General features: G+C 68.0%; 21 protein-coding genes and 2 tRNA genes. 19 read left to right on the top strand and 4 right to left on the bottom strand.

Going from position 1 to position 21,041, the window contains the following annotated elements:
- Positions 1-8: 8 nt before the first annotated feature.
- Positions 9-629 (bottom strand): DUF4126 domain-containing protein, encoded by a 621-nt coding sequence (locus DXT68_RS10315; protein WP_045253766.1) that lies wholly within the window; start codon positions 627-629, stop codon positions 9-11.
- 66 nt (positions 630-695) lie between these two features.
- Between DXT68_RS10315 and uvrB the strand changes: the two genes are divergently transcribed.
- Together uvrB and DXT68_RS10305 are read left to right on the top strand one after the other, a co-directional pair.
- Positions 696-2,774, top strand: a complete 2,079-nt coding sequence (gene uvrB, locus DXT68_RS10310) for an excinuclease ABC subunit UvrB (protein ID WP_045253767.1) — start codon at positions 696-698, stop codon at positions 2,772-2,774.
- Positions 2,775-2,790: 16 nt separating this feature from the next.
- Positions 2,791-3,126 carry a TfoX/Sxy family protein gene (locus DXT68_RS10305; RefSeq protein ID WP_115760491.1) on the top strand — a complete coding sequence of 112 codons (336 nt, stop codon included), beginning with the start codon at positions 2,791-2,793 and terminating at the stop codon, positions 3,124-3,126.
- Positions 3,127-3,137: 11 nt separating this feature from the next.
- On the opposite strand, the gene DXT68_RS10300 is transcribed toward DXT68_RS10305, so the two are convergent.
- Positions 3,138-3,380: a hypothetical protein gene (locus tag DXT68_RS10300; RefSeq protein WP_045253768.1), complete on the bottom strand. Its 243-nt coding sequence runs from the start codon at positions 3,378-3,380 to the stop codon at positions 3,138-3,140.
- Between the two features lie 44 nt (positions 3,381-3,424).
- On the opposite strand from DXT68_RS10300, the gene DXT68_RS10295 reads away from it, so the two are divergent.
- The 16 genes from DXT68_RS10295 to DXT68_RS10220 all read left to right on the top strand — a co-directional run bounded on the left by DXT68_RS10295 (position 3,425) and on the right by DXT68_RS10220 (position 19,363).
- The gene (locus DXT68_RS10295; RefSeq protein ID WP_045253769.1) at positions 3,425-3,868 is read left to right on the top strand and encodes a MarR family winged helix-turn-helix transcriptional regulator; all 444 of its coding nucleotides are present in this window, start codon (positions 3,425-3,427) and stop codon (positions 3,866-3,868) included.
- A gap of 20 nt (positions 3,869-3,888) precedes the next feature.
- Positions 3,889-4,620 (top strand): DUF4129 domain-containing protein, encoded by a 732-nt coding sequence (locus tag DXT68_RS10290; RefSeq protein WP_045253770.1) that lies wholly within the window; start codon positions 3,889-3,891, stop codon positions 4,618-4,620.
- Positions 4,617-5,156, top strand: a complete 540-nt coding sequence (locus tag DXT68_RS10285; RefSeq protein WP_156149274.1) for a hypothetical protein — start codon at positions 4,617-4,619, stop codon at positions 5,154-5,156. The genes DXT68_RS10290 and DXT68_RS10285 overlap by 4 nt, the downstream gene beginning before the upstream one ends.
- Position 5,157: 1 nt before the next feature.
- Positions 5,158-6,123, top strand: coding sequence for an AAA family ATPase (locus DXT68_RS10280; RefSeq protein ID WP_045253772.1), 966 nt, complete (start codon positions 5,158-5,160; stop codon positions 6,121-6,123).
- A complete protein-coding gene (locus tag DXT68_RS10275; protein WP_244268164.1) occupies positions 6,120-7,385 on the top strand; it encodes a DUF58 domain-containing protein in 1,266 nt (421 codons plus the stop codon). Before DXT68_RS10280 ends, DXT68_RS10275 begins: the two co-directional genes overlap by 4 nt.
- Positions 7,382-7,915 carry a hypothetical protein gene (locus tag DXT68_RS10270; RefSeq protein ID WP_045253774.1) on the top strand — a complete coding sequence of 178 codons (534 nt, stop codon included), beginning with the start codon at positions 7,382-7,384 and terminating at the stop codon, positions 7,913-7,915. Before DXT68_RS10275 ends, DXT68_RS10270 begins: the two co-directional genes overlap by 4 nt.
- A gap of 58 nt (positions 7,916-7,973) precedes the next feature.
- Complete coding sequence (gene uvrA, locus DXT68_RS10265; protein ID WP_045253775.1) at positions 7,974-10,862, top strand: excinuclease ABC subunit UvrA; 2,889 nt, start codon at positions 7,974-7,976, stop codon at positions 10,860-10,862.
- Positions 10,862-12,784 carry an excinuclease ABC subunit UvrC gene (uvrC, locus tag DXT68_RS10260; protein WP_045253776.1) on the top strand — a complete coding sequence of 641 codons (1,923 nt, stop codon included), beginning with the start codon at positions 10,862-10,864 and terminating at the stop codon, positions 12,782-12,784. Before uvrA ends, uvrC begins: the two co-directional genes overlap by 1 nt.
- Before the next feature lie 30 nt (positions 12,785-12,814).
- Positions 12,815-13,687, top strand: a complete 873-nt coding sequence (gene rapZ, locus DXT68_RS10255) for an RNase adapter RapZ (protein ID WP_045253777.1) — start codon at positions 12,815-12,817, stop codon at positions 13,685-13,687.
- Between the two features lie 68 nt (positions 13,688-13,755).
- Complete coding sequence (gene whiA, locus DXT68_RS10250; RefSeq protein WP_045253778.1) at positions 13,756-14,733, top strand: DNA-binding protein WhiA; 978 nt, start codon at positions 13,756-13,758, stop codon at positions 14,731-14,733.
- 186 nt (positions 14,734-14,919) lie between these two features.
- Complete coding sequence (locus tag DXT68_RS10245) at positions 14,920-15,546, top strand: superoxide dismutase (protein ID WP_045253779.1); 627 nt, start codon at positions 14,920-14,922, stop codon at positions 15,544-15,546.
- Between the two features lie 115 nt (positions 15,547-15,661).
- Positions 15,662-16,672, top strand: a complete 1,011-nt coding sequence (gene gap, locus DXT68_RS10240; protein ID WP_045253780.1) for a type I glyceraldehyde-3-phosphate dehydrogenase — start codon at positions 15,662-15,664, stop codon at positions 16,670-16,672.
- A 10-nt stretch (positions 16,673-16,682) separates the two neighbouring features.
- Positions 16,683-17,897, top strand: a complete 1,215-nt coding sequence (locus tag DXT68_RS10235; protein WP_045253781.1) for a phosphoglycerate kinase — start codon at positions 16,683-16,685, stop codon at positions 17,895-17,897.
- A complete protein-coding gene (gene tpiA, locus DXT68_RS10230) occupies positions 17,888-18,679 on the top strand; it encodes a triose-phosphate isomerase (RefSeq protein WP_045253782.1) in 792 nt (263 codons plus the stop codon). The genes DXT68_RS10235 and tpiA overlap by 10 nt, the downstream gene beginning before the upstream one ends.
- Positions 18,680-18,761: 82 nt before the next feature.
- Entirely contained in the window at positions 18,762-19,010 is a 249-nt protein-coding gene (gene secG, locus DXT68_RS10225; protein WP_045253783.1) for a preprotein translocase subunit SecG, read from the top strand.
- A complete protein-coding gene (locus DXT68_RS10220; protein WP_045253784.1) occupies positions 19,010-19,363 on the top strand; it encodes an RNA polymerase-binding protein RbpA in 354 nt (117 codons plus the stop codon). The genes secG and DXT68_RS10220 overlap by 1 nt, the downstream gene beginning before the upstream one ends.
- 84 nt (positions 19,364-19,447) lie before the next feature.
- On the opposite strand, the gene DXT68_RS10215 is transcribed toward DXT68_RS10220, so the two are convergent.
- Together DXT68_RS10215 and DXT68_RS10210 are read right to left on the bottom strand one after the other, a co-directional pair.
- Positions 19,448-20,641: a zinc metalloprotease gene (locus DXT68_RS10215; protein WP_052677682.1), complete on the bottom strand. Its 1,194-nt coding sequence runs from the start codon at positions 20,639-20,641 to the stop codon at positions 19,448-19,450.
- Between the two features lie 134 nt (positions 20,642-20,775).
- Positions 20,776-20,846 (bottom strand) — tRNA-Gly (locus DXT68_RS10210).
- A gap of 109 nt (positions 20,847-20,955) precedes the next feature.
- Here DXT68_RS10210 and DXT68_RS10205 point away from each other — a divergent pair.
- Positions 20,956-21,029 (top strand) — tRNA-Pro (locus tag DXT68_RS10205).
- Positions 21,030-21,041 lie beyond the last annotated feature (12 nt).

The raw sequence follows: 21,041 nt of genomic DNA, 5'->3' as shown, positions 1-21,041 counted from the left end.
GGCGCTCCTCACGCCCGGAGTTCTTCGGCGGACGACGGAGCCGTCCGATCGCGGCGCCGCCGCGCGCGTCGCCGAAGGATCACGACGATCGCGACGGCGAGTCCGATGAGCAGCAGCGCGGCGACGACCGGCACGACGATCGCCGCGGCGGCGAGGGCGAAGGAGGCGCCGTCCTCGGCGCTGCTCAGCACCGGAGCCGCCAGCCCGCCGGTCGTCGCGTTCGCGGCCACGCGAGCCGTCGCCTTGATGACATGCACCACCAGTGCGATCACGACGCCGGTCACCACGGGAACCCAGGTGTTGTCGGTGAAGAACGCCGCGGGATCGTCGACGGCGATCGTCTGGGCGCCCGAGCCCGCCCCGAACGCGATGCCGCCCGACGCGGGACGCAGGATGCTCTGGATGACGTCGTTCACGGAGTCGACCGCGGGGATCTTGTCGGCGACGATCTCGAGGGCGAGCAGGCCGCCGAGGATCCACAGGGCGATGTCGCCCGACAACCAGGACCAGGAGGCGGGCAGCGTCACCGCGGGGAGTATGCGGTCGGCGAGGCCGAGGAGGAACAGCGGCATCCACGCATTCAGGCCCGCCGAGGCCGCGAGGCTGGTGCCGATGATGAACTCGATCACGCCCCCACTCTAGGGGCACGTTCGACGCGCGACCCCGGTGTCGGTGGCCCGGCATACGCTGGAGGTATGCAACCCACGCGCAGCGTCCGCCCCTTCGAGGTCATCAGCGAGTACGCGCCGGCCGGCGACCAGCCGAAGGCGATCGCCGAGCTCGCCTCGCGCATCAACGCCGGTGAGACCGACGTGGTGCTTCTGGGTGCCACCGGTACCGGAAAGTCGGCCACGACCGCCTGGCTGGTCGAGCAGGTGCAGCGCCCGACACTCGTGCTCGCCCACAACAAGACGCTCGCCGCGCAGCTCGCCAACGAGTTCCGCGAGCTGATGCCGAACAACGCGGTCGAGTACTTCGTCTCGTACTACGACTACTACCAGCCCGAGGCCTACGTCCCGCAGACCGACACCTTCATCGAGAAGGACTCGTCGATCAACTCCGAGGTCGAGCGACTGCGGCACTCGACCACGAACTCGCTGCTCAGCCGGCGAGATGTGATCGTGGTCTCGACCGTGTCGTGCATCTACGGACTCGGGGCGCCGGAGGAGTACCTGCGCGCGATGGTCGCGCTGCAGGTGGGCGAGCGCTACGACCGGGATGCACTGATCCGTCAGTTCATCGCCATGCAGTACAACCGCAACGACGTCGACTTCTCCCGCGGCAACTTCCGTGTCCGCGGCGACACCATCGAGATCATCCCGGTGTACGAAGAGAACGCGATCCGCATCGAACTGTTCGGCGACGAGATCGAGGGGCTGTACTACCTGCATCCGCTGACCGGCGAGATCATCGAGAAGCTCGACTCCGTGCCCATCTTCCCGGCCTCGCACTATGTGGCGGGCACCGACGTCATCCAGCGCTCCATCGGCACGATCGAACACGAGCTCGAAGAGCGGCTGAAGGAGTTCGAGCGGCAGGGCAAGCTGCTCGAGGCGCAGCGTCTGCGGATGCGCACCACCTTCGACCTCGAGATGATGCAGCAGCTCGGGTTCTGCTCGGGCATCGAGAACTACTCGCGTCATATGGACGGACGCATGCCGGGCGAGCCGCCGCACACCCTTCTCGACTTCTTCCCCGACGACTTCCTGCTCGTGATCGACGAGTCGCACGTCACGGTGCCGCAGATCGGTGCGATGTACGAGGGCGACGCGTCGCGCAAGCGCACTCTCGTCGATCACGGCTTCCGTCTGCCGAGCGCGATGGACAACCGACCGCTGCGCTGGGACGAGTTCAAGAACCGCGTCGGGCAGACCGTCTACCTGTCGGCGACGCCCGGCAAGTACGAGATGGGGATCGCCGACGGGGTGGTCGAGCAGATCATCCGCCCGACCGGCCTCGTCGACCCGCAGATTATCGTCAAGCCGTCCAAGGGGCAGATCGACGACCTCCTCGAGGAGATCCGCGTGCGCGTCGAACGCGATGAGCGCGTGCTCGTGACCACGCTGACGAAGAAGATGTCCGAGGAGCTCACCGACTTCCTCGGCGAGCACGGCGTTCGTGTGCGGTATCTGCACTCCGACGTCGACACGCTTCGTCGCGTCGAACTGCTCAGCGAACTGCGCTCGGGCGTGTACGACGTGCTGGTCGGCATCAACCTGCTCCGCGAAGGCCTCGATCTTCCCGAGGTGTCGCTCGTCGCCATCCTCGATGCCGACAAAGAGGGCTTCCTGCGCTCGGGCACCTCGCTCATCCAGACGATCGGACGTGCAGCGCGAAACGTGTCGGGTGAGGTCCACATGTACGCCGACAAGATGACCGATTCGATGGCCAAGGCGATCGACGAGACCGACAGACGCCGTGAGAAGCAGGTCGCGTACAACCTCGAGAACGGCATCGACCCGCAGCCGCTGCGCAAGCGGATCGCCGACATCACCGAGGTGCTGGCACGTGAGGGTGCCGACACTGCCGAGATGATGTCAGGTCGTGGGCGCGCCACAGGCAAGGGCAAAGGCAAGTCCCCGACCCCGAACCTCCGCCGCACGGGCATCGCCGCGGAAGGCGCGCAGCAGCTGGAGGCGATCATCCAGGATCTCTCCGACCAGATGCTGGCGGCCGCATCCGAGCTCAAGTTCGAGCTGGCCGGTCGTCTGCGCGACGAGGTCCAGGACATGAAGAAGGAGCTGCGTGCCATGGAGAAGGCCGGGCACGCCTGATCCGGAGGAGGCCATGATGGACGTGCCAGGAGACGAGCTCGCCGATCGAGTGCGAGCGATGCTGACCCTCGACGGCGAGATCGAAGAGAAGCGCATGTTCGGTACCCGCGCGTTCCTGCTCGACGGTCACATCCTGGTCGGGGCGCGCAAAGGGGGCGTCCTCCTCGTGCGCGTCGATGAAGAGCGCGGGGCCGTCCTCACCACACGCCCCGGCGTCGCCACGGCGGTGATGGGCCCTCGCACCATGGGGACCGGGTGGCTCGACGTCGCATCCGAGGTTCTCGCGTCCGACGACGAGCTGGCTTTCTGGCTCGACGTCGCTCGGGAGGATGCGGCAGCTCGCGAGCACTGACTTCGCGGGCTTCAGGGGCAGTGCATCATGGTCCGCGGACCGGAGCGGTCGATCTCGTGGTCGCTCATGGGTGCACCGCAGAGCGGGCAGGCGCGCTCTGCGCGCTGCTCCGCGCTCGGAGGCGGGGTCTTCTCGTACGGGCCGACCGATGCCGGGCCGGCGAACCGGATGAGGTTCGTGTTGATCCACGCGTAGAGCCCACCGGCGGCGCGGACGCGCGATCGGAGGGGAGGTCGGTCATCGGAGCGTGCCATGTTCCTTAGTGTACTAACTATTAGCGTCGTCGTATAGTCGAACCGTGACCGCGACGGATGATCTGCTCAAGCTGGACAATCAACTCTGCTTCGCCCTGGTGACTGCCGCCCGCAACGTCGTCGGCATCTACCGGCCGATCCTCGAGCCCCTCGGCCTCACGCATCCGCAGTACCTCGTCATGCTCGCCCTCTGGGAGAGGGCGCCGCGGCAGCTCAGCGATCTCGCGGCCGACCTCGCTCTCGAGCCCGCCACCGCATCGCCGTTGGTCAAGCGCCTCGAAGCTGACGGTCTGGTCGCCCGGCAGCGCAGCGTGGAGGACGAGCGTCGCCTCGACATCACCCTCACGGATGCGGGCCGCGCGCTCCGCGAGCGTGCGCTCGACGTTCCCCGCCAGGTCATGGCGGCCGTGGGAATGGACCTCGAGCAGATCGCGACCCTGCGCGACGGACTCTCGGCCTTCGCGGGTCGCCGCTCGACCACGGAGTGACCGCGGCATAGGGTGTGGGGATGCCGAGTGACCACCCGACAGCCGACGCGCGTCGGGGTGTTCGTCGGCTCGGACTCGTGAGTGCGGTCGCCGTGCTCTTCCTCATCGTGATGATCGCCGCCGCGATCCAGGGGACGCCGACGTTCCGACCGTCGGACCCGGTGCCGCCCCCGTCGGCGCAGCCGGTTCCCACGACGATGCCCGGACCGACCGGGCTCCCGGAGGGCATCGAGATCGACCCTGCAAGCTCCGCGGTCCTGCGGGCAGCCGCCGGGATCCTGGTGCTCCTCGTGGCCGCCGGCGTCATCGTGCTCCTCGTGATCATCACCCGGGCTCTCCTGCGGGCCTGGCGCAACAGGCCGACGGAGCGGCGTGAGGGAGCCGAGGTCGCTGCCGAGGTCTCCGGGGCGCCCGCGGTTCCTGAACCGCAGGTGGTGGTCGACGCCATCCGGCGCGGTATCGCCGGGGCGCTGCAGGCCATCGATGACAGAGCGCTGCCCGCTGACGCCGTCATCGCGGCGTGGGTCGGGCTGGAGGAGAGCGCGGCAGATGCGGGCGTCGCACGCGCTCCGAGCGAGACGCCGGGGGAACTGGCCCTCAGGATCATCACGCGGCGCTCCGGCATCGAGGCGGAGGCGTCCGAGCTGCTGACGCTGTTCGAGCGCGTGCGCTTCGGCGCCCACGAGGCCACCGAGGCCGAGCGGCGCGCCGCACGCTCCGCTCTGCGCCGGATCGAAGAGGTGTGGCGATGAGCGGGGGGCGCACCGTCATGGCCGCGGCGGCCGCGGTGATCGCAGCACTGGTGCTCCTGGGCTTCGGCTTCACCTGGCCGTTCGTGATCGGATGGGGTCTTCTCGTGGGGGCGCTCGCGCTTCTCGCGCAGCTCGCGGTGCCACTCGAACCGAGCGTCGACGCCCCGCGCATCGCGGTGGAGCCCGATCGCCGGCCGACGGAGATCTCCCGCATGGCGTGGGCTCTGAACACGCACACGGGACTCGCCGGCATGCAGATCACGCGTCGTGTGCGGGAGGTTCTCCGGCAGCGGCTGCGACGCCGAGGAGCGGACCCCGCAGACCCGATGCATCGCCAGAAGGTCATCGCGCTGATCGGCCCCGACCTGTGGGATCGACTGGAGGGCCCGGGGACGACGATCGGGGATGTCGAGCGAGCGCTCGACGCGATCGACGCTCTGGGTTCCGGGGCGTCCGCAGAGGACGCCCCCACGCCACCCCGCGCATCGGCCGCATCCACGGGCCGTGTGTCGCTGTTCCCGAGATACAGGAGATGACATGACGAAATCCCCCGAGATCGCCGAGGTCGGCGCTCGAATCCTGGCCGCCGTGCGTACCGTCGTCGTCGGGATGGATGACCCGCTCGAGATCGCGCTCGCCGCTGTCCTCGCGGGAGGGCACGTGCTGTTCGAGGACGTGCCGGGGTTGGGCAAGACCCTCGCCGCACGCAGCCTCGCATCGGCGTTGGGGCTGTCGTTCCGCAGGCTTCAGTGCACCCCCGACATGCTCCCGGGCGATGTCACCGGGTCGTACGTCTACGCGCCCGACTCCTCGGACTTCGTCTTCCGCCCCGGGCCGATCTTCACCGGCCTGCTCCTGGCCGATGAGATCAACCGCACCACGCCGAAGACGCAGTCGGCGATGCTCGAGGCGATGGCTGAACGGCAGGTCACCGTCGAGGGCAACAGCTTCGCGCTGCCCGCGCCGTTCCACGTGATCGCCACGTCGAACCCCATCGAGTACGAGGGCACCTACGCGCTGCCCGAGGCGCAGCTCGACCGATTCATGGTCCGGCTCTCGGTCGGGTATCCGGATGTGGCGGGTGAGGCGCGGATCCTGCAGAACCGCGTCGACCGGCGGCAGGAGGCCACCCACGTCGACGCGGTCATCGATGCCGCACGTCTCGTCGAGCTGCAGGCTGTGGTCGAGAGCATCCATGTCGACGAGGACATCGCGCGCTACTGCGTCGAGATCGCTCGCGAGACGCGCACGGCGCCGAATGTCGAGGTCGGTGCATCGCCGCGCGGCTCGCTCGGCCTTCTGCTGCTCGGTCGCGCCCTCGCCGCGCTCGACGGTCGTGACTTCGTGCGACCGGACGACATCAAGCGGATCGCCGTCCCGGTGCTCGCCCACCGCCTCACCCTGACCCCGCAGGCCTGGGCACAGGGAGCGTCGGCCGCCGACGTCGTGCGTGCGGTCGTCGATCGGGTGCCCGTTCCCCCGACGGTGAAGGAGCGCGTGTGACGAGACCATCGATGCCCGGTCGTTGGAGCCCGGCGCTCGCCCTCGCGATCGCCGGCTCGATCGTGCTCGCCGTTCTCGGACTGCTGTTCTCGCGTCCTGACGTCGTCGCCATGGGGCTTCCCCTCGCGCTGTGGAGCGCCCTCGCTCTCGGCCGGGGGACCTCGGGCGTGGACGCCCGGCCGAGCGCCGCGCCACGCTCCAGCGCCGACGGGGAGCTGCGCACCGAGATCTCGGTCGAGAGCGACGCCGAGATGGTCGAACTGCTCGTCGTGCTCTCCGAGCGCAGAAGCCGACGCGCGATCGTTCCCGGTTCCGGTTCCGATGCCGCGGTCGTCGCACGGAGCCGCGTCCTCCATTCCGGCCCTGCTCTGCCGGTGCAGGTGGCGGCGCGCGGCCTCGCGCTCGACGGTGCTGTGCTCGCGACGCCGTCCGAGGTCGTCGTGAGCAGACGTCAGGTGGCTCCGACGCCCCGCACAGCAGGGATGCTGCCGCTGCCGAGACGGCTGACCGGCCTGCACGGTTCGCACGAGGGGCGGCGCCCTGGGCAGGGCGGAGACTTCCGCGACATCCATCCGTTCGCTCCTGGAGACGAACTGCGCCGTGTCGACTGGCGCGCGACGGCGCGCATGGCGCGGAGGCCGGGAGAGCTGCTCGTGCGGCGCACCCACACGCTCAGCGACGCATCCGTCGTGATCGCTATGGACACGTCGGAGGATCTCGGCGAGATGGTCTCGTCATGGGGGAGCGGCGACGTAGAACGCAGTGGTGTGACGTCACTGGACAACGCGCGGGAGGCCGCTCGGGGACTTGCCATCGCCGCCGTCGATGCCGGTGATCGCGTCGCCCTGCACGTCCTCGTGCACGGTGGGCGTTCGCTGCGCAGCGGCTCGGGTGCCCGCCATCTCGCACGTCTCGAGGCGGCGATCGCGGCGACGGGACAGGCTCGCGACGACGCGTCGTTCCGCAGGACCCCGCATGTCCCGCACGGTTCGGTCGTCCTCGTCCTGTCCACGTTCTTCCAGGGTGCCGCCGCGCAGACCGCGCTGATGTGGCGGGCGAGCGGGCACCGGGTCGTCGCGATCGACGTTCTGCCGCGGCTCGATCGCTCGCGTCTCAGCCGCCCTCAGCTCATCGCTCTGCGGACGGTGCTGGCGGAGAGGGGGAACGTCTTCGCCGACCTGCACGGCGCAGGCGTCGATGTGGTGACATGGGCAGAGGATCCGTCCTCCGCCCTGCGTGAGATCGCGAGGGCTCGGCGATGAGAGCGCCGAACGACACGTTGCAGACCGCGCCCGCCGTCTCCTGGATCGTGATGCGGATGGCGCTGATCGCCGTGGTCGCGGTCGGGGCGTTCGCGCTCAATCCGCTCGTCGGGTGGCAGTGGGTCGCCGTCATCCTGGCGGTGACCGCGGCCGTGCTCCCGCAGACCTTCGCCGCGTGGGGCGGCGCGGCATGCATCGTGATCGGGATGCTGGTGTCCGAGCCGGACATCGGTCGGGCGATGCTCGCCGTGCTCCTCGTGCATGCGATCCACGTCCTGACATCGCTGACTCTCGTCATTCCGGCCGGATCCCGGGTCGTTCTCTCCGCACTGCGGCCGACAGTCATCCGGTTCGTCCTGGTGCAGGCGATCGCCCAGCCGCTCACCGTCGTCGTCATGCTCGGCATGGGCGCCCTCGAGGGCACCGCGTCATGGGCCGTCGTCGCCGGCGGCGGTGCCGTCGTCGCGGCCACGGCGGTGTTGCTGCTGGCCGCGGGTCGGAGCGTGTCGGCGGCGCGGCGCAGAGGGTGAGCACCTTCCTGTGAGCCCTCACGGAGCCAATGTCCGTGGCCCCTCGTAGACTTGATCGGTGCCTATCGTCCCGGTTGCAACCCCAGGAAAACTCAGTGTTCGCGGTGCCCGCGTCCACAATCTCAAGAATGTCGACATCGACATCCCACGCGACTCCCTCGTCGTGTTCACCGGCTTGTCCGGATCGGGAAAGTCCAGTCTCGCGTTCGACACCATCTTCGCCGAAGGGCAGCGCCGCTATGTCGAATCGCTGAGTGCCTACGCCCGGCAGTTCCTCGGTCAGGTCGACCGCCCCGACGTCGATTTCATCGAGGGTCTGAGCCCCGCGGTCTCTATCGACCAGAAGTCGACCAACCGCAACCCGAGGTCGACCGTCGGCACGATCACCGAGATCTACGACTACATGCGCCTGCTGTGGGCGCGCATCGGCATCCCGCACTGCCCCGAATGCGGTGAGCGCATTCAGCGGCAGACCGTGCAGCAGATCGCCGACCAGCTCATGGAGCTCCCCGAGCGCACCCGCTATCAGATCGTCGCGCCCATCGTCTCGCAGAAGAAGGGCGAGTTCGTCGACCTCTTCCGTGAGCTCGGCGCCAAGGGGTATTCCCGGGCGATCGTCGACGGCGACCTCGTCCAGCTCGCCGAGCCGCCGACGCTGAAGAAGAGCTACAAGCACGACATCGCGGTGGTCGTCGACCGCCTCGTCGCGGCCGACGACATCCTGGGCAGGGTCACCGACTCCGTCGAGACCGCTCTCGGTCTCGCGGGCGGCGTCGTGCAGGTGAACTTCGTCGACGAAGAGGGCGATGATGCCTGGCAGTCCTTCTCCGAGAAGCTCGCGTGCCCGAACGGCCACGCCCTCTCTCTCACCGAGATCGAGCCCCGCACCTTCTCGTTCAACGCGCCGTTCGGCGCCTGCCCCGCCTGCTCGGGTCTCGGCACCCGCATGTCGGTGGACGTCGACCTGATGCTCGGCGACGAGGAGCTCTCCATCCGCGAGGGCGCGATCGTCCCGTGGACCACGCAGGGCAAGGGGCTCTTCCAGTACTATGAGCGTCTGCTCGAGGGGCTGGCCGACGATCTCAAGTTCTCGCTGGACACCCCGTGGCAGGACCTCCGCGTCGACGTGCAGGATGCGATCCTGCGTGGCGACAACTACAAGGTCACCGTCAAGTTCAAGAACCGGTACGGCCGTGAGATGCGCTACGCCTCGGGCTTCGAGGGCGTCGTTCCCTACATCGAGCGTCAGTACGCGCAGGCGGAATCCGACACCCAGCGCGCGCGGTGGGGCGAATACCTGCGGGAGGTGCCGTGTCCCGTGTGCGAGGGCAACCGCCTCAAGCCCGAGGTGCTCGCCGTCCAGGTGCACGGGCGCTCCATCGCCGAGGTGTCGCACCTGAGTCTCTCCGACGCCCGCGCCTTCATGGAGACACTCTCGCTCACCGACCGCGAGGCGAAGATCGCGGCCCAGGTGCTCCGAGAGATCCGGCTCCGCCTCGACTTCCTGCTGCAGGTCGGTCTCTCCTACCTCAACCTCAGTCGTGCGGCGGGCTCGCTCTCGGGTGGTGAGGCTCAGCGCATCCGTCTGGCCACGCAGATCGGTTCCGGCCTCACCGGGGTGCTGTACGTGCTCGACGAGCCGTCCATCGGATTGCACCAGCGTGACAACCGTCGACTGATCGACACGCTGCTCAAGCTGCGCGACCTCGGCAACACGCTCATCGTCGTCGAGCACGACGAAGAGACCATCGAGGCGGCAGACTGGGTCGTCGACATCGGACCCGGCGCAGGTGTGAACGGCGGCGACGTCGTGCACTCGGGCCCGTACTCGGCGCTCCTCAGCGAGCCGGCCTCGATGACGGGGGAGTACCTCTCCGGACGCCGAGAGATCCCCACCCCGAAGAAGCGACGCAAGCTCGACAAGAAGCGGATGCTGAGCGTCGTCGGCGCGCGGGAGAACAACCTCAAGAACGTGAGCGTCAACTTCCCGCTCGGCGTGCTGACCGCGGTCACCGGCGTCTCGGGTTCGGGAAAGTCGTCGCTCGTGAACGACATCCTCTATCAGGTGCTCGCGTCGCGCCTCAACGGCGCCCGCACCGTGCCGGGCAAGCACACCCGCGTCTCCGGACTCGACAACCTCGACAAGGTCGTGCACGTCGATCAGGCGCCGATCGGCCGCACCCCGCGCTCGAACCCGGCCACCTACACGGGGGTGTTCGATCGCATCCGCTCGCTGTTCAGCGACACCCCTGAGGCGAAGGTGCGCGGCTACCAGCCGGGCCGCTTCAGCTTCAACGTCAAGGGCGGACGCTGCGAGGCCTGCTCGGGCGACGGCACGATCAAGATCGAGATGAACTTCCTGCCCGACGTCTACGTCGACTGCGAGGTCTGCCACGGCAAGCGCTACAACCGCGACACGCTGTCAGTGCACTACAAGGGCAAGAACATCGCCGAAGTCCTAGAGATGCCGATCGCCGAGGCCGCGGAGTTCTTCGAGCCGATCCAGGCGATCCACCGGTACATGAAGACCCTCGTCGACGTCGGTCTCGGGTACGTGCGTCTGGGGCAGTCGGCGACCACGCTCTCGGGAGGAGAGGCGCAGCGCGTCAAGCTCGCCACCGAGCTCCAGCGCCGCAGCAACGGTCGCAGCATCTACGTCCTCGACGAGCCGACGACGGGTCTGCACTTCGAAGACGTGCGAAAGCTGCTCGAGGTGCTCAACGGGCTCGTCGACAAGGGCAACACGGTCATCGTCATCGAGCACAACCTCGACGTGATCAAGTCCGCGGACTGGGTCATCGATCTCGGCCCCGAGGGCGGTTCGGGCGGTGGTGAGATCCTGGCCACCGGCACCCCCGAGCAGATCGCGCGGGTCGAGGAGAGTCACACCGGCCAGTTCCTCGCCGAGATCCTGACTGAGGGGCGCGCCGCGAAGAAGGCCAGCTGATGGCCGACGTCCTCGCATACAAGCCCAGGCCGGGGGAGATCCCGACCAACCCCGGCGTGTATCGCTTCCGTGATGCCGACGGGCGGGTGCTGTACGTCGGCAAGGCGAAGAACCTCCGCCAGCGTCTGTCGAACTACTTCGCACCGCTGCGCACACTGCACGAACGCACGCGGCGCATGGTGACCACGGCGGCATCGGTGGAGTGGACCGTCGTTCCGACGGACGTCGATTCGCTGCAGCTGGAGTACATGTGGATCAAGGAGTTCGATCCGCCCTTCAACGTCCGCTACAAGGATGACAAGTCCTACCCGTTCATGGCGGTGACCCTCGGAGACGAGGCGCCCCGCGTCATCGTGACCAGGAATCGCAAGATCCCGGGAGCCCGCTACTTCGGCCCCTATCCCAAGGTCTGGGCGGTCCACGAGACGATCGACCTCATGGTCAAGGCGTTCCCGATCCGCACCTGCAGCGACTCCAGCTACAAGCGCGCCATGCAGACGGGACGGCCGTGCTTCCCCGGCCAGATCGGCAAGTGCGGCGGGCCGTGCTCGATGACGGTGACGATCGACGAGCACCGCGCCATGGTCGACGATTTCGTCGCCTTCATGTCCGGTGGAGACGAGAGGTTCACGCGCGAGCTGACCACGCGGATGCTGGCCGCATCCGCCGCCATGGACTACGAGGCGGCCGCGAAGTACCGCGACAAGCTCAGCGCGATCGAGGCCGTGCTCGGAAAGAGCGCGCTGGTGCTGGCATCCGATGAGGATGCCGATCTCTTCGGCATCGCCGAAGACGAGCTGGCCGCCGCAGTGCAGCACTTCGTGATCCGCGGTGGTCGGGTGCGCGGTGTCCGCGCCCTCACCATCGAGAAGGAGATCGACATCTCGGGCGCCGACCTGGTCGACCAGGTCCTGCAGCGCGCCTACGGTGATGCGCAGGATGTGCCGCGGCGCATCATCGTCCCGTCTCTTCCCGACGACGCGGCGGAACTCGAGGTGTGGCTGCGCGAGCGTCGCGGCAAGAAGGTCGAGATCGCCGTCGCTCAGCGCGGCCAGCGCGCCGATCTCATGCGCACCGCGACTCTCAACGCACAACAGGCGCTCATCCGCTACAAGACGCGGCGCACCAGTGACTACGTCGCGCGGACCCAGGCGCTCACCGACCTGCAGGATGCGCTGGGTATGAGCGAGGCGCCGCTGCGCATCGAGTGCTTCGACATCTCCCACCTCGGCGGGACCAACGTGGTCGCCTCGATGGTCGTCTTCGAAGACGGACTGCCGCGCAAAGACCAGTACCGCTCGTTCAACATCCCCGAGACCACCGACGACACGGATTCGATGTACCAGGTGCTGCGTCGACGACTCGCCTATCTCGACCGTCCCGACGAGGCCGATGACCGTCTGCCGACGGTGCTGCCCACGGTGCCGGTGTCGGGCGAGATCGACATCGACGCCGAGGTCGTCGAGGTCAAGCGCAAGCCGCGTTTCGCATATCCGCCTCAGCTCCTTCTCGTCGACGGCGGGCAGCCGCAGGTCGAGGCCGCGGCTCGCGCTCTGCGCGACGCCGGGCACACCGAGATCGCGGTGTGCGGTATCGCGAAGCGCCTCGAGGAGATCTGGCTTCCGGGCGAGGACTTCCCGGTGATCCTGCCTCGGACCAGCGAGTCGCTCTACCTGCTGCAGCGGCTGCGTGATGAGGCGCACCGCTTCGCGATCACGCATCAGCGCAAGCGGCGCAGAAATGACATCTCCTCCGTCCTCTCCGAGGTTCCCGGCCTCGGCGCATCGCGGATCAAGGTCCTCCTCAAGCACTTCGGTTCCGTGACCGCACTCCGCGGCGCCGCCCCGAGCGAGATCGAAGAGGTGCAGGGGATCGGGCCGGTGCTCGCCCAGAACATCCACACCCATCTCTCCACTCGCTAGGCTGGTGTCGGCGGGGGAGAGGGAGACACGATGGCTGACGGGGACAAAGGCGAGTTCCTCATCGTCACGGGCATGTCGGGCGCCGGGCGCACGACGGTCGCGAACGCGCTCGAGGACCTCGGGTGGTACGTCGTCGACAACCTCCCGCCGCAGATCCTGCGTCCTCTGCTCGACCTCACCGACATGGGCGGAACGGCCCTCCCCAAGGTGGCGGCCGTCGTCGACGTCCGTGGCCGGAACCTCTTCGACGACTTCCCCGGTGTCGCCAGGGCACTGCGTTCACGCGGATCCGTCAGGGTGCTCTTCCTCGACGCCTCCGACGACGTGCTCGTCAGGCGTTTCGAGTCCGTGCGTCGACCGCATCCGCTCCAGGGCGACGGCACGCTGCTCGACGGCATCCGCATCGAGCGCCAGCGGCTCGCGCCGATCCGGGAGTCCGCGGATCTGGTGATCGACACCTCTGCGCTCAACATCCATCAGCTCGCCACCCAGGTCTCCGACCTGTTCGCCGAGGAGGGCGCCGCCCGCCACCGCGTCACCCTGATGAGCTTCGGGTTCAAGTACGGTCTGCCGACCGATGTCGACCTCGTCGCCGACATGCGTTTCCTGCCCAACCCGTTCTGGAACGAAGAACTGCGCGGTCTCACGGGCAAGGACGAGCCGGTGCGCGACTACGTGCTCTCCCGTGAGGGCGCCGCCGAATTCCTCGAGGCGTACACGGCCGCGCTCACCCCCGTGCTCGAGGGCTATCAGCGCGAGAACAAGAGTCATTCGACGGTCGCGATCGGCTGCACCGGCGGCAAGCACCGTTCGGTCGCCATGGTGGAGGAGTTCGCCCGACGTCTGGCCGCGGTGCCGGGAGTCGCCGTGAACGTGCGCCATAGGGACCTCGGCAGGGAATAGCAGGAGCCTCCGTCAGAGTAGGCTGGAGGTTTGCGCCGCGATCCGGCGCGTGAGCGTAGAGGAGTGTCGTGGCACTAACGACCGACGTCAAGGCTGAGCTGGTCAGCATCCGTAATGCACCCCCGACGGTGCGCGTCGCAGAGGTCACATCGATCCTCCGATTCGCCGGCGGACTGCATTCCATCGCCGGCCGGGTCGCCGTCGAGGCCGAGGTCGATGCCGAGATCCTCGCGCAGCGCGTCGCTCGCGATCTCGCCGAGATCTACGGTGTCAGGCCGGAGATCGCCCAGGTGCAGTCGAGCACGTCCAACGACGGTGCCCGGTGGGCCGTCCGAGTGATCGCCTCGGGTGAGACCCTGGCCCGTCAGACGGGACTGCTCGACCAGCGTCGTCGCCCCGTGCGCGGGCTGCCGAACCGCCTGACGACCGGCTCTCGCGCCGAGATCGCCGGTCTGTGGCGCGGCGCCTTCCTCGCCGCAGGAACGCTCAGCGAGCCCGGCAGGTCGGCCATGCTCGAGGTGGCGTGCCCGTCATCCGAGGCCGCGATGGCCCTGGTCGGTGCCGCGCACCGACTCGGTGTCGCCGCCAAGGCCCGTGAAGTCCGCGGCATGCCGCGGGTGGTCGTGCGCGAGGGCGAGGCGATCCGCACCATCCTCAGTGAGATGGGCGCGCAGAAGACCGCCGTGACGTGGGAGGAGATGCGTCAGCGGCGCGAAGTGCGCGCGGGCGTGAACCGCCTCGTGAATTTCGACGATGCGAACCTTCGACGCTCGGCGCAGGCGGCGGTCGCGGCCTGCGCGCGCGTCGAGCGTGCACTCGAGATCCTCGCCGACGAGGTGCCCGACCATCTGAAGGTCGCCGGTGAGCTTCGTCTCGCACACCGTGACGCGAGCCTTGACGAGCTGGGACACCACGCCGATCCGCCGATGACGAAGGATGCCGTGGCCGGCCGCATCCGCCGTCTGCTCGCGATGGCCGACAAGCGCGCGCAGCAGGAGGGCATCCCCGGCACCGAGGCGGCCGTGCCCGCAGGCCTCGACGTCTGAGACCACCCGAGAACGACACCATGAGGCGACCCCGAACGGGGTCGCCTCATGTCGTCATTCGACGGAAGGATCCGGGACACTCGAGTGTTGTCTCGGTAGGATGAGTTACGTCCGCTCCACGCCGCACATCGGCGGCGCGGAGGACCGACAAGCGCCGCGGCGCGGCGCGGATTGGATGAAAGCGACATGGCGACATACACGCTCCCCGACCTTCCCTACGACTTCGCAGCCCTCGAGCCGCACATCAGCGGCAAGATCATGGAGCTGCACCATGACAAGCACCACGCGACCTACGTCGCCGGCGCGAACACGGCACTCGAGGGCCTCGCCGAAGCGCGCGAGAGCGGAAACCTCGCGAACGTGAACAAGCTCGAGAAGGACCTCGCCTTCAACCTCGGCGGTCACGTCAACCACTCCATCTTCTGGACGAACCTCTCGCCGAACGGCGGCGGCGAGCCCGAGGGCGAGCTGAAGGCTGCCATCGACGAGTTCTTCGGCTCCTTCGAGAAGTTCCAGGCGCACTTCACCGCGAACGCGCTCGGCATCCAGGGCTCGGGCTGGTCGGTGCTCAGCTGGGACTCCATCGGTCAGCGACTGATCATCCAGCAGCTGTTCGACCAGCAGTCGAACACCGCGCAGGGCACGGTGCCGCTGTTCCAGCTCGACATGTGGGAGCACGCCTTCTACCTCGACTACCTGAACGTCAAGGCCGACTACGTCAAGGCCGCGTGGAACATCGCCAACTGGGAGAACGTCGCCCAGCGCCTCGAGGTGGCCCGCGAGAAGACGAACGGCCTGCTGGTACTGTCGTAATCGGGTCGCGTCCCGACGGGCCTTGTCTCGTCGGGACGCCATCTCAGCCAAAAAACCCCGCGCATCGCGTACGCACTTTTGCCGCGCACCGCGCACGAGAAACAGGGAGACCTGAGTGTCTGTCAAGATCGGTATCAACGGCTTCGGCCGTATCGGGCGCAACTACTTCCGCGCGGCTCTCGCGCAGGGAGCGGACATCGAGATCGTCGCGGTCAACGACCTCACCGATAACAAGACCCTTGCCCACCTTCTGAAGTACGACTCCGTCGGCGGCGTCCTCGATGCTGACATCAGCTTCGACGACGACAGCATCACGGTCAACGGCAAGGCGATCAAGGCGTTCGCAGAGCGCGACCCCGCCAATCTCCCCTGGGGTGAGCTGGGCGTCGACATCGTCATCGAGTCGACCGGCTTCTTCACCAAGGCGGACCTGGCCAAGAAGCACATCGAGGCCGGCGCGAAGAAGGTCCTCATCTCGGCTCCGGGCACCGGCGTCGACGGCACGTTCGTCATGGGTGTGAACGAGGACACGTACAACCCGGAGACGCACCACATCATCTCCAACGCGTCGTGCACCACGAACTGCCTCGCCCCGCTGGCGCAGGTCTTCAACGACGCGTTCGGCATCGACCGCGGCTTCATGATGACCGCTCACGCCTACACGGCCGACCAGAACCTCCAGGACGGCCCGCACAGCGACCTGCGTCGCGCCCGTGCCGCAGCGATCAACATCACCCCGGCCTCGACCGGCGCGGCGAAGGCCATCGGCGAGGTCCTTCCCGAACTGCAGGGCAAGCTCAGCGGCTCGTCGTACCGCGTTCCGGTTCCCACCGGTTCGATCGTCGACCTGACGCTGATCACCGACCGCGAGAACCTCACGGTCGACGAGGTCAACGAGGCGTACAAGAAGGCTGCGGCCGACGGCCGTCTCGCCGGCTTCCTGCAGTACAACGAAGACCAGATCGTCTCGAGCGACATCGTGCACAACCCGCACTCGTCGATCTTCGACTCGACGCTGACCAACGTCAGCGGCAACCTGGTCAAGGTCTCCAGCTGGTACGACAACGAGTGGGGCTACTCCAACCGTCTCGTCGACCTGACCGAGTACGTGGCAGAGCGTCTCTGAGACACCTCCCATGACTCTGCGCACCCTGGATTCACTGGGTTCGCTCGAGGGCACGCGCGTCATCGTCCGTTGTGATCTCAACGTCCCGCTCCGGGACGGGATCATCACGGACGATGGCCGTGTGCGCGCCTCGCTGCCGACCCTCAACGCACTGATCAACGCGGGTGCCCGCGTCGTCGTGTGCTCGCACCTCGGACGTCCCGACGGGGCGCCCGACCCGCAGTACAGCCTCGCCCCGGTCGCCCAGCGGCTGTCCGAGCTGCTCGGCAAGCCGGTCGCGTTCGCGCGCGACACCGTCGGCGAGTCCGCGCACGAGGCCGTGTCCTCGCTGGAGGACGGCGGTGTCGTCGTCATCGAGAACCTGCGGTTCAACCCGGGGGAGACCTCGAAGGATGACGCGGAGCGGGGAGCGTTCGCCGCTCAGCTCGCAGAGCTCGGCGATGTGCTGGTCTCCGACGGGTTCGGTGTCGTCCACCGCAAGCAGGCGAGCGTCTACGACCTCGCCGAGCTGCTGCCCTCGGCAGCCGGACTCCTCATCGCGACCGAGCTCGACGTGCTCGACCGCCTCACCGAGAATCCGGAGCGCCCGTACGCGGTCGTGCTCGGAGGATCCAAGGTGAGCGACAAGCTCGGTGTGATCTCGCATCTGCTGCCTCGCGTGGATCGCATCCTCGTCGGCGGCGGCATGCTGTTCACCTTCCTGAAGGCGCAGGGCCACGCCGTGGCCTCCAGCCTCCTCGAAGAGGATCAGCTCGACACCGTGCGCGGGTACATCGCGGAGGCGAAGGAGCGTGGCGTGGAGCTCGTGCTGCCGACCGATGTCATCGTCGCCTCGTCGTTCTCGGCCGACGCCGAGCATGAGGTGACGGCCGCCGATGCGATCGAGAGCACTGCTTTCGGTGCCTCCGGCATCGGCCTCGACATCGGCCCGGAGACCGCTGCGCGGTTCGCCGAGGTGATCCGCAGCTCCCAGACCGTGTTCTGGAACGGCCCGATGGGTGTGTTCGAGTTCCCGGCCTTCGCGGGCGGCACCAAAGCCGTCGCGCAGTCGCTCACCGAGGTCGAAGGCCTCAGCGTCGTCGGCGGGGGCGATTCGGCCGCGGCCGTTCGTCAGCTCGGTTTCACCGACGACCAGTTCGGTCACATCTCGACCGGTGGCGGCGCCAGCCTCGAGTTCCTCGAGGGCAAGAAACTACCCGGCCTGGAGGTGCTCGGATGGGTGTGAACACCCGTACCCCGCTGATCGCGGGAAACTGGAAGATGAACCTCGACCACCTGCAGGCGGTCGCCTTCGTGCAGAAGCTGCACTGGACGCTGAAGGACGCCAAGCACGAGGACGGTTCGGTCGAGGTCGCGGTGTTCCCGCCCTTCACCGACATCCGCAGCGTGCAGACGCTGATCGACGCCGACAAGATCCCGTTCGCCCTCGGCGCGCAGGACATCTCGGCGCACGATTCCGGTGCCTACACCGGCGAGGTGTCGGGTGCGTTCCTCGCGAAGCTCGACGCGAGGTACGTCATCATCGGCCACTCGGAGCGCCGTGAGTATCACGCCGAGTCCGACGAGGTCGTCGCCGCGAAGACCAAGGCCGCGCTGAAGCACGGACTCTCGCCCGTCATCTGCGTGGGAGAGACGGCGGAGGATCTCGAGAAGTTCGGCGCCAGCGCGGTGCCGGCCGGTCAGCTCGAGGTCGCCCTGCAGGGTCTCCCCAAGGATGCGGACATCGTCGTGGCATACGAGCCGGTCTGGGCCATCGGCTCGGGACAGGCGGCGACGCCGCAGCAGGCGCAGGACGTCTGCGCCGCGCTGCGCACCGTCATCGCCAGGGTGCTGGGAGACGATGCCGCGGCGCGCACCCGCATCCTCTACGGCGGATCGGTCAAGGCAGCGAACATCGCCAGCTTCATGCGCGAGCCCGATGTCGATGGCGCACTCGTCGGAGGCGCGAGCCTCGTGGTCGACGAATTCGCCGCGATCATCCGCTTCGAGAAGCACGTAGGCGTGTGAGTGTGGCGGGGCTGCGGCCCCGCCACACCGTATACTTGACCGTTACCGGGGCAGACCTGCCCCAGCGAAAGGCTCTCTCCTCGTGGATATTCTCGAGTTCGTCCTGCAGGTGGTGCTGGGTATCACCAGCGTCCTGCTGACTCTCCTCATCCTGCTCCACAAGGGTCGCGGTGGCGGCCTGTCGGACATGTTCGGCGGCGGCATGTCGTCGGCCGTCGGGTCGTCGGGTCTCGCAGAGCGCAACCTGAACCGCTTCACGGTCATCCTCGCTCTCGCGTGGTTCGTGGCGATCGTCGCGCTCGGTCTCATCACGAAGTTCGAGGTTATCTGATGGCTACTGGCGGCAACGCGATCCGAGGGACCCGTGTGGGTTCCGGCCCGATGGGCGAGCAGGACCACGGGTACCACGCGGATCGCATCCGCGTGTCCTACTGGGACGGTCTCGGCAACGAGACGGTGCGGTTCTTCGCGGCGGGGCTTCCCGAAGAGGAGATCCCCGATACGATCGACCACCCGCAGTCCGGTCTCCCGGCCGGTCGCGACAAGGCGAACCCGCCGGCGCTCGCGAAGCCGGAGCCCTACAAGACGCACCTCGCCTATGTGAAGGAGCGGCGTACCGACGAAGAGGCCGTCCAGCTTCTCGAGGACGCGCTCACACAGCTGCGCGAGCGTCGGGGTCAGTGACCTCGACCTGAACACACGACGAAGCCGCCGCGATCCGATCGCGGCGGCTTCTTCGTATCCTGGCGGTGCGCGGGGGAGCGGCGCTCAGCGACAGGCCAGGGCGGCGTCGATGTAGGACTGCGGCGGGTAGCCGTACGCCGACACGCCGTTCGCGTCGTCGGAGAACCCCATGCCGATCGCCCAGGCGGTCGCCCACTTCTCGATGCTGTCCTGCGTCGATGCGTCGTACATGCCCTCGCACTTGACGCTGATCGCGTGCCCGACCTCGTGCGCGACGAGAGCCCTGCTGCGTTCTGCGGGCCACTGCGCGGCCACCGAGTCCGAGAGCTCGATCAGCGCACGGTCGGGTTCGTCCCACCACCAGGTGGTCAGCCCGCCCATGCTGCCGTTGTACCCCGCGCCGTTGACGACAGGGCTCCAGTCGAACTCGAGCAGCACGCCCGGTGCCAGCGAGCGCGCGAAGGCCTCGACCTCGAGTCGGACCCCCTGAAGGGGCCCCGCCTTCTCCGCCAGCTCCGCACTCTCGGACGCGACGACCTGCCCGGCGGCGTTCTGCAGAGCGGTGAAGCTGCTCACGCTCCGCTCATCGAGGGTGGTGAGCTCCGACACCGACGCTGCGGCGTTCCGCAGCGCGATCACGTCATCGTTCTTCGCCGAGATGTGCGCGGTCTCGAACGGGGCCGCGGTGTCGGCGGCGGATCCGAGGAACGCGAGGCCGGATTCGGTGAGATCCGATGCCGCGGCATCGAGGGCGGGGGGCTCCTGGGCGAGCTCCGCGTCGAGCGTCGCGACGACCTCCGCGTCGCTCTTCAGCGCCGTCGCCGCCGCGAAGAGCTCCCAGAAGACGACGGGCTTCGCCTCGGCATCCGGAAGGTCCTCGTCGAGGAGATCCCCGGTGTTCGACGTGGTCTCGCTCGCGGATGCCACGGAGGCGGCGAGTCGCTCCTTCGTCTGCGGATCCGTGAGCATCCCCGAATCGATCTCGACGAGCTGACTCGCCGCGTCCGTGGTCGAGATCAGCTCGTCTGTCGTCCGACGGATCTCGGCCGCTCGTGCGTCGGCGGCGCTGAGAGCCTCAGTGAATCGATCGCGCGAATCGTCGTAGCCCAGGCTGGCGGTGAGCTGCAGTCCGCCCAGCCCGCCGACGACGAGGAGTGCACCCAGAAGAGCGAGGACGACTCCGCGGCGCGGCCTGCGGCGGGGCACCGTCGGCCTCGGTCCGGCGAGGCGGGCAGGGAGGAGATGACCACCGGGTTCGGGGGCGGTGAGGCGGGTCATTCGTGCGGGACCTCCGGTCGGAGTCCGCGTTCCTCGACACCGTCGACTCTGCCTGAAGGATACGCGGCCGAGCTGAGTGCGGCCACCGGGAGAACGTCGAAGGCCCCCGCATCTCTGCGGGGGCCTTCGGAGTGAGGGGCTGACGAGAATCGAACTCGCATCATCTGTTTGGAAGACAGAGGCTTTACCACTAAGCTACAGCCCCGGTGTCAGCAGGTTCCTCGCGGTGCATGCCGACTCATCGATCATAGCGGACTGACGGGAGTGCTCGTGTCCGTTAGACTCGGTGGGGCTGAATCTGCATGCGGATTCCCCGGGGCGTAGCTCAGTTTGGTAGAGCGCCCGCTTTGGGAGCGGGAGGTCGCAGGTTCAACTCCTGTCGCCCCGACACGGCTTCAAC

Source organism: Microbacterium foliorum (genome assembly GCF_003367705.1).
Taxonomy (GTDB): domain Bacteria; phylum Actinomycetota; class Actinomycetes; order Actinomycetales; family Microbacteriaceae; genus Microbacterium; species Microbacterium foliorum.
Note: the sequence above shows the minus strand (reverse complement) of the source record. Positions and strands in the feature narration are given on the sequence as shown.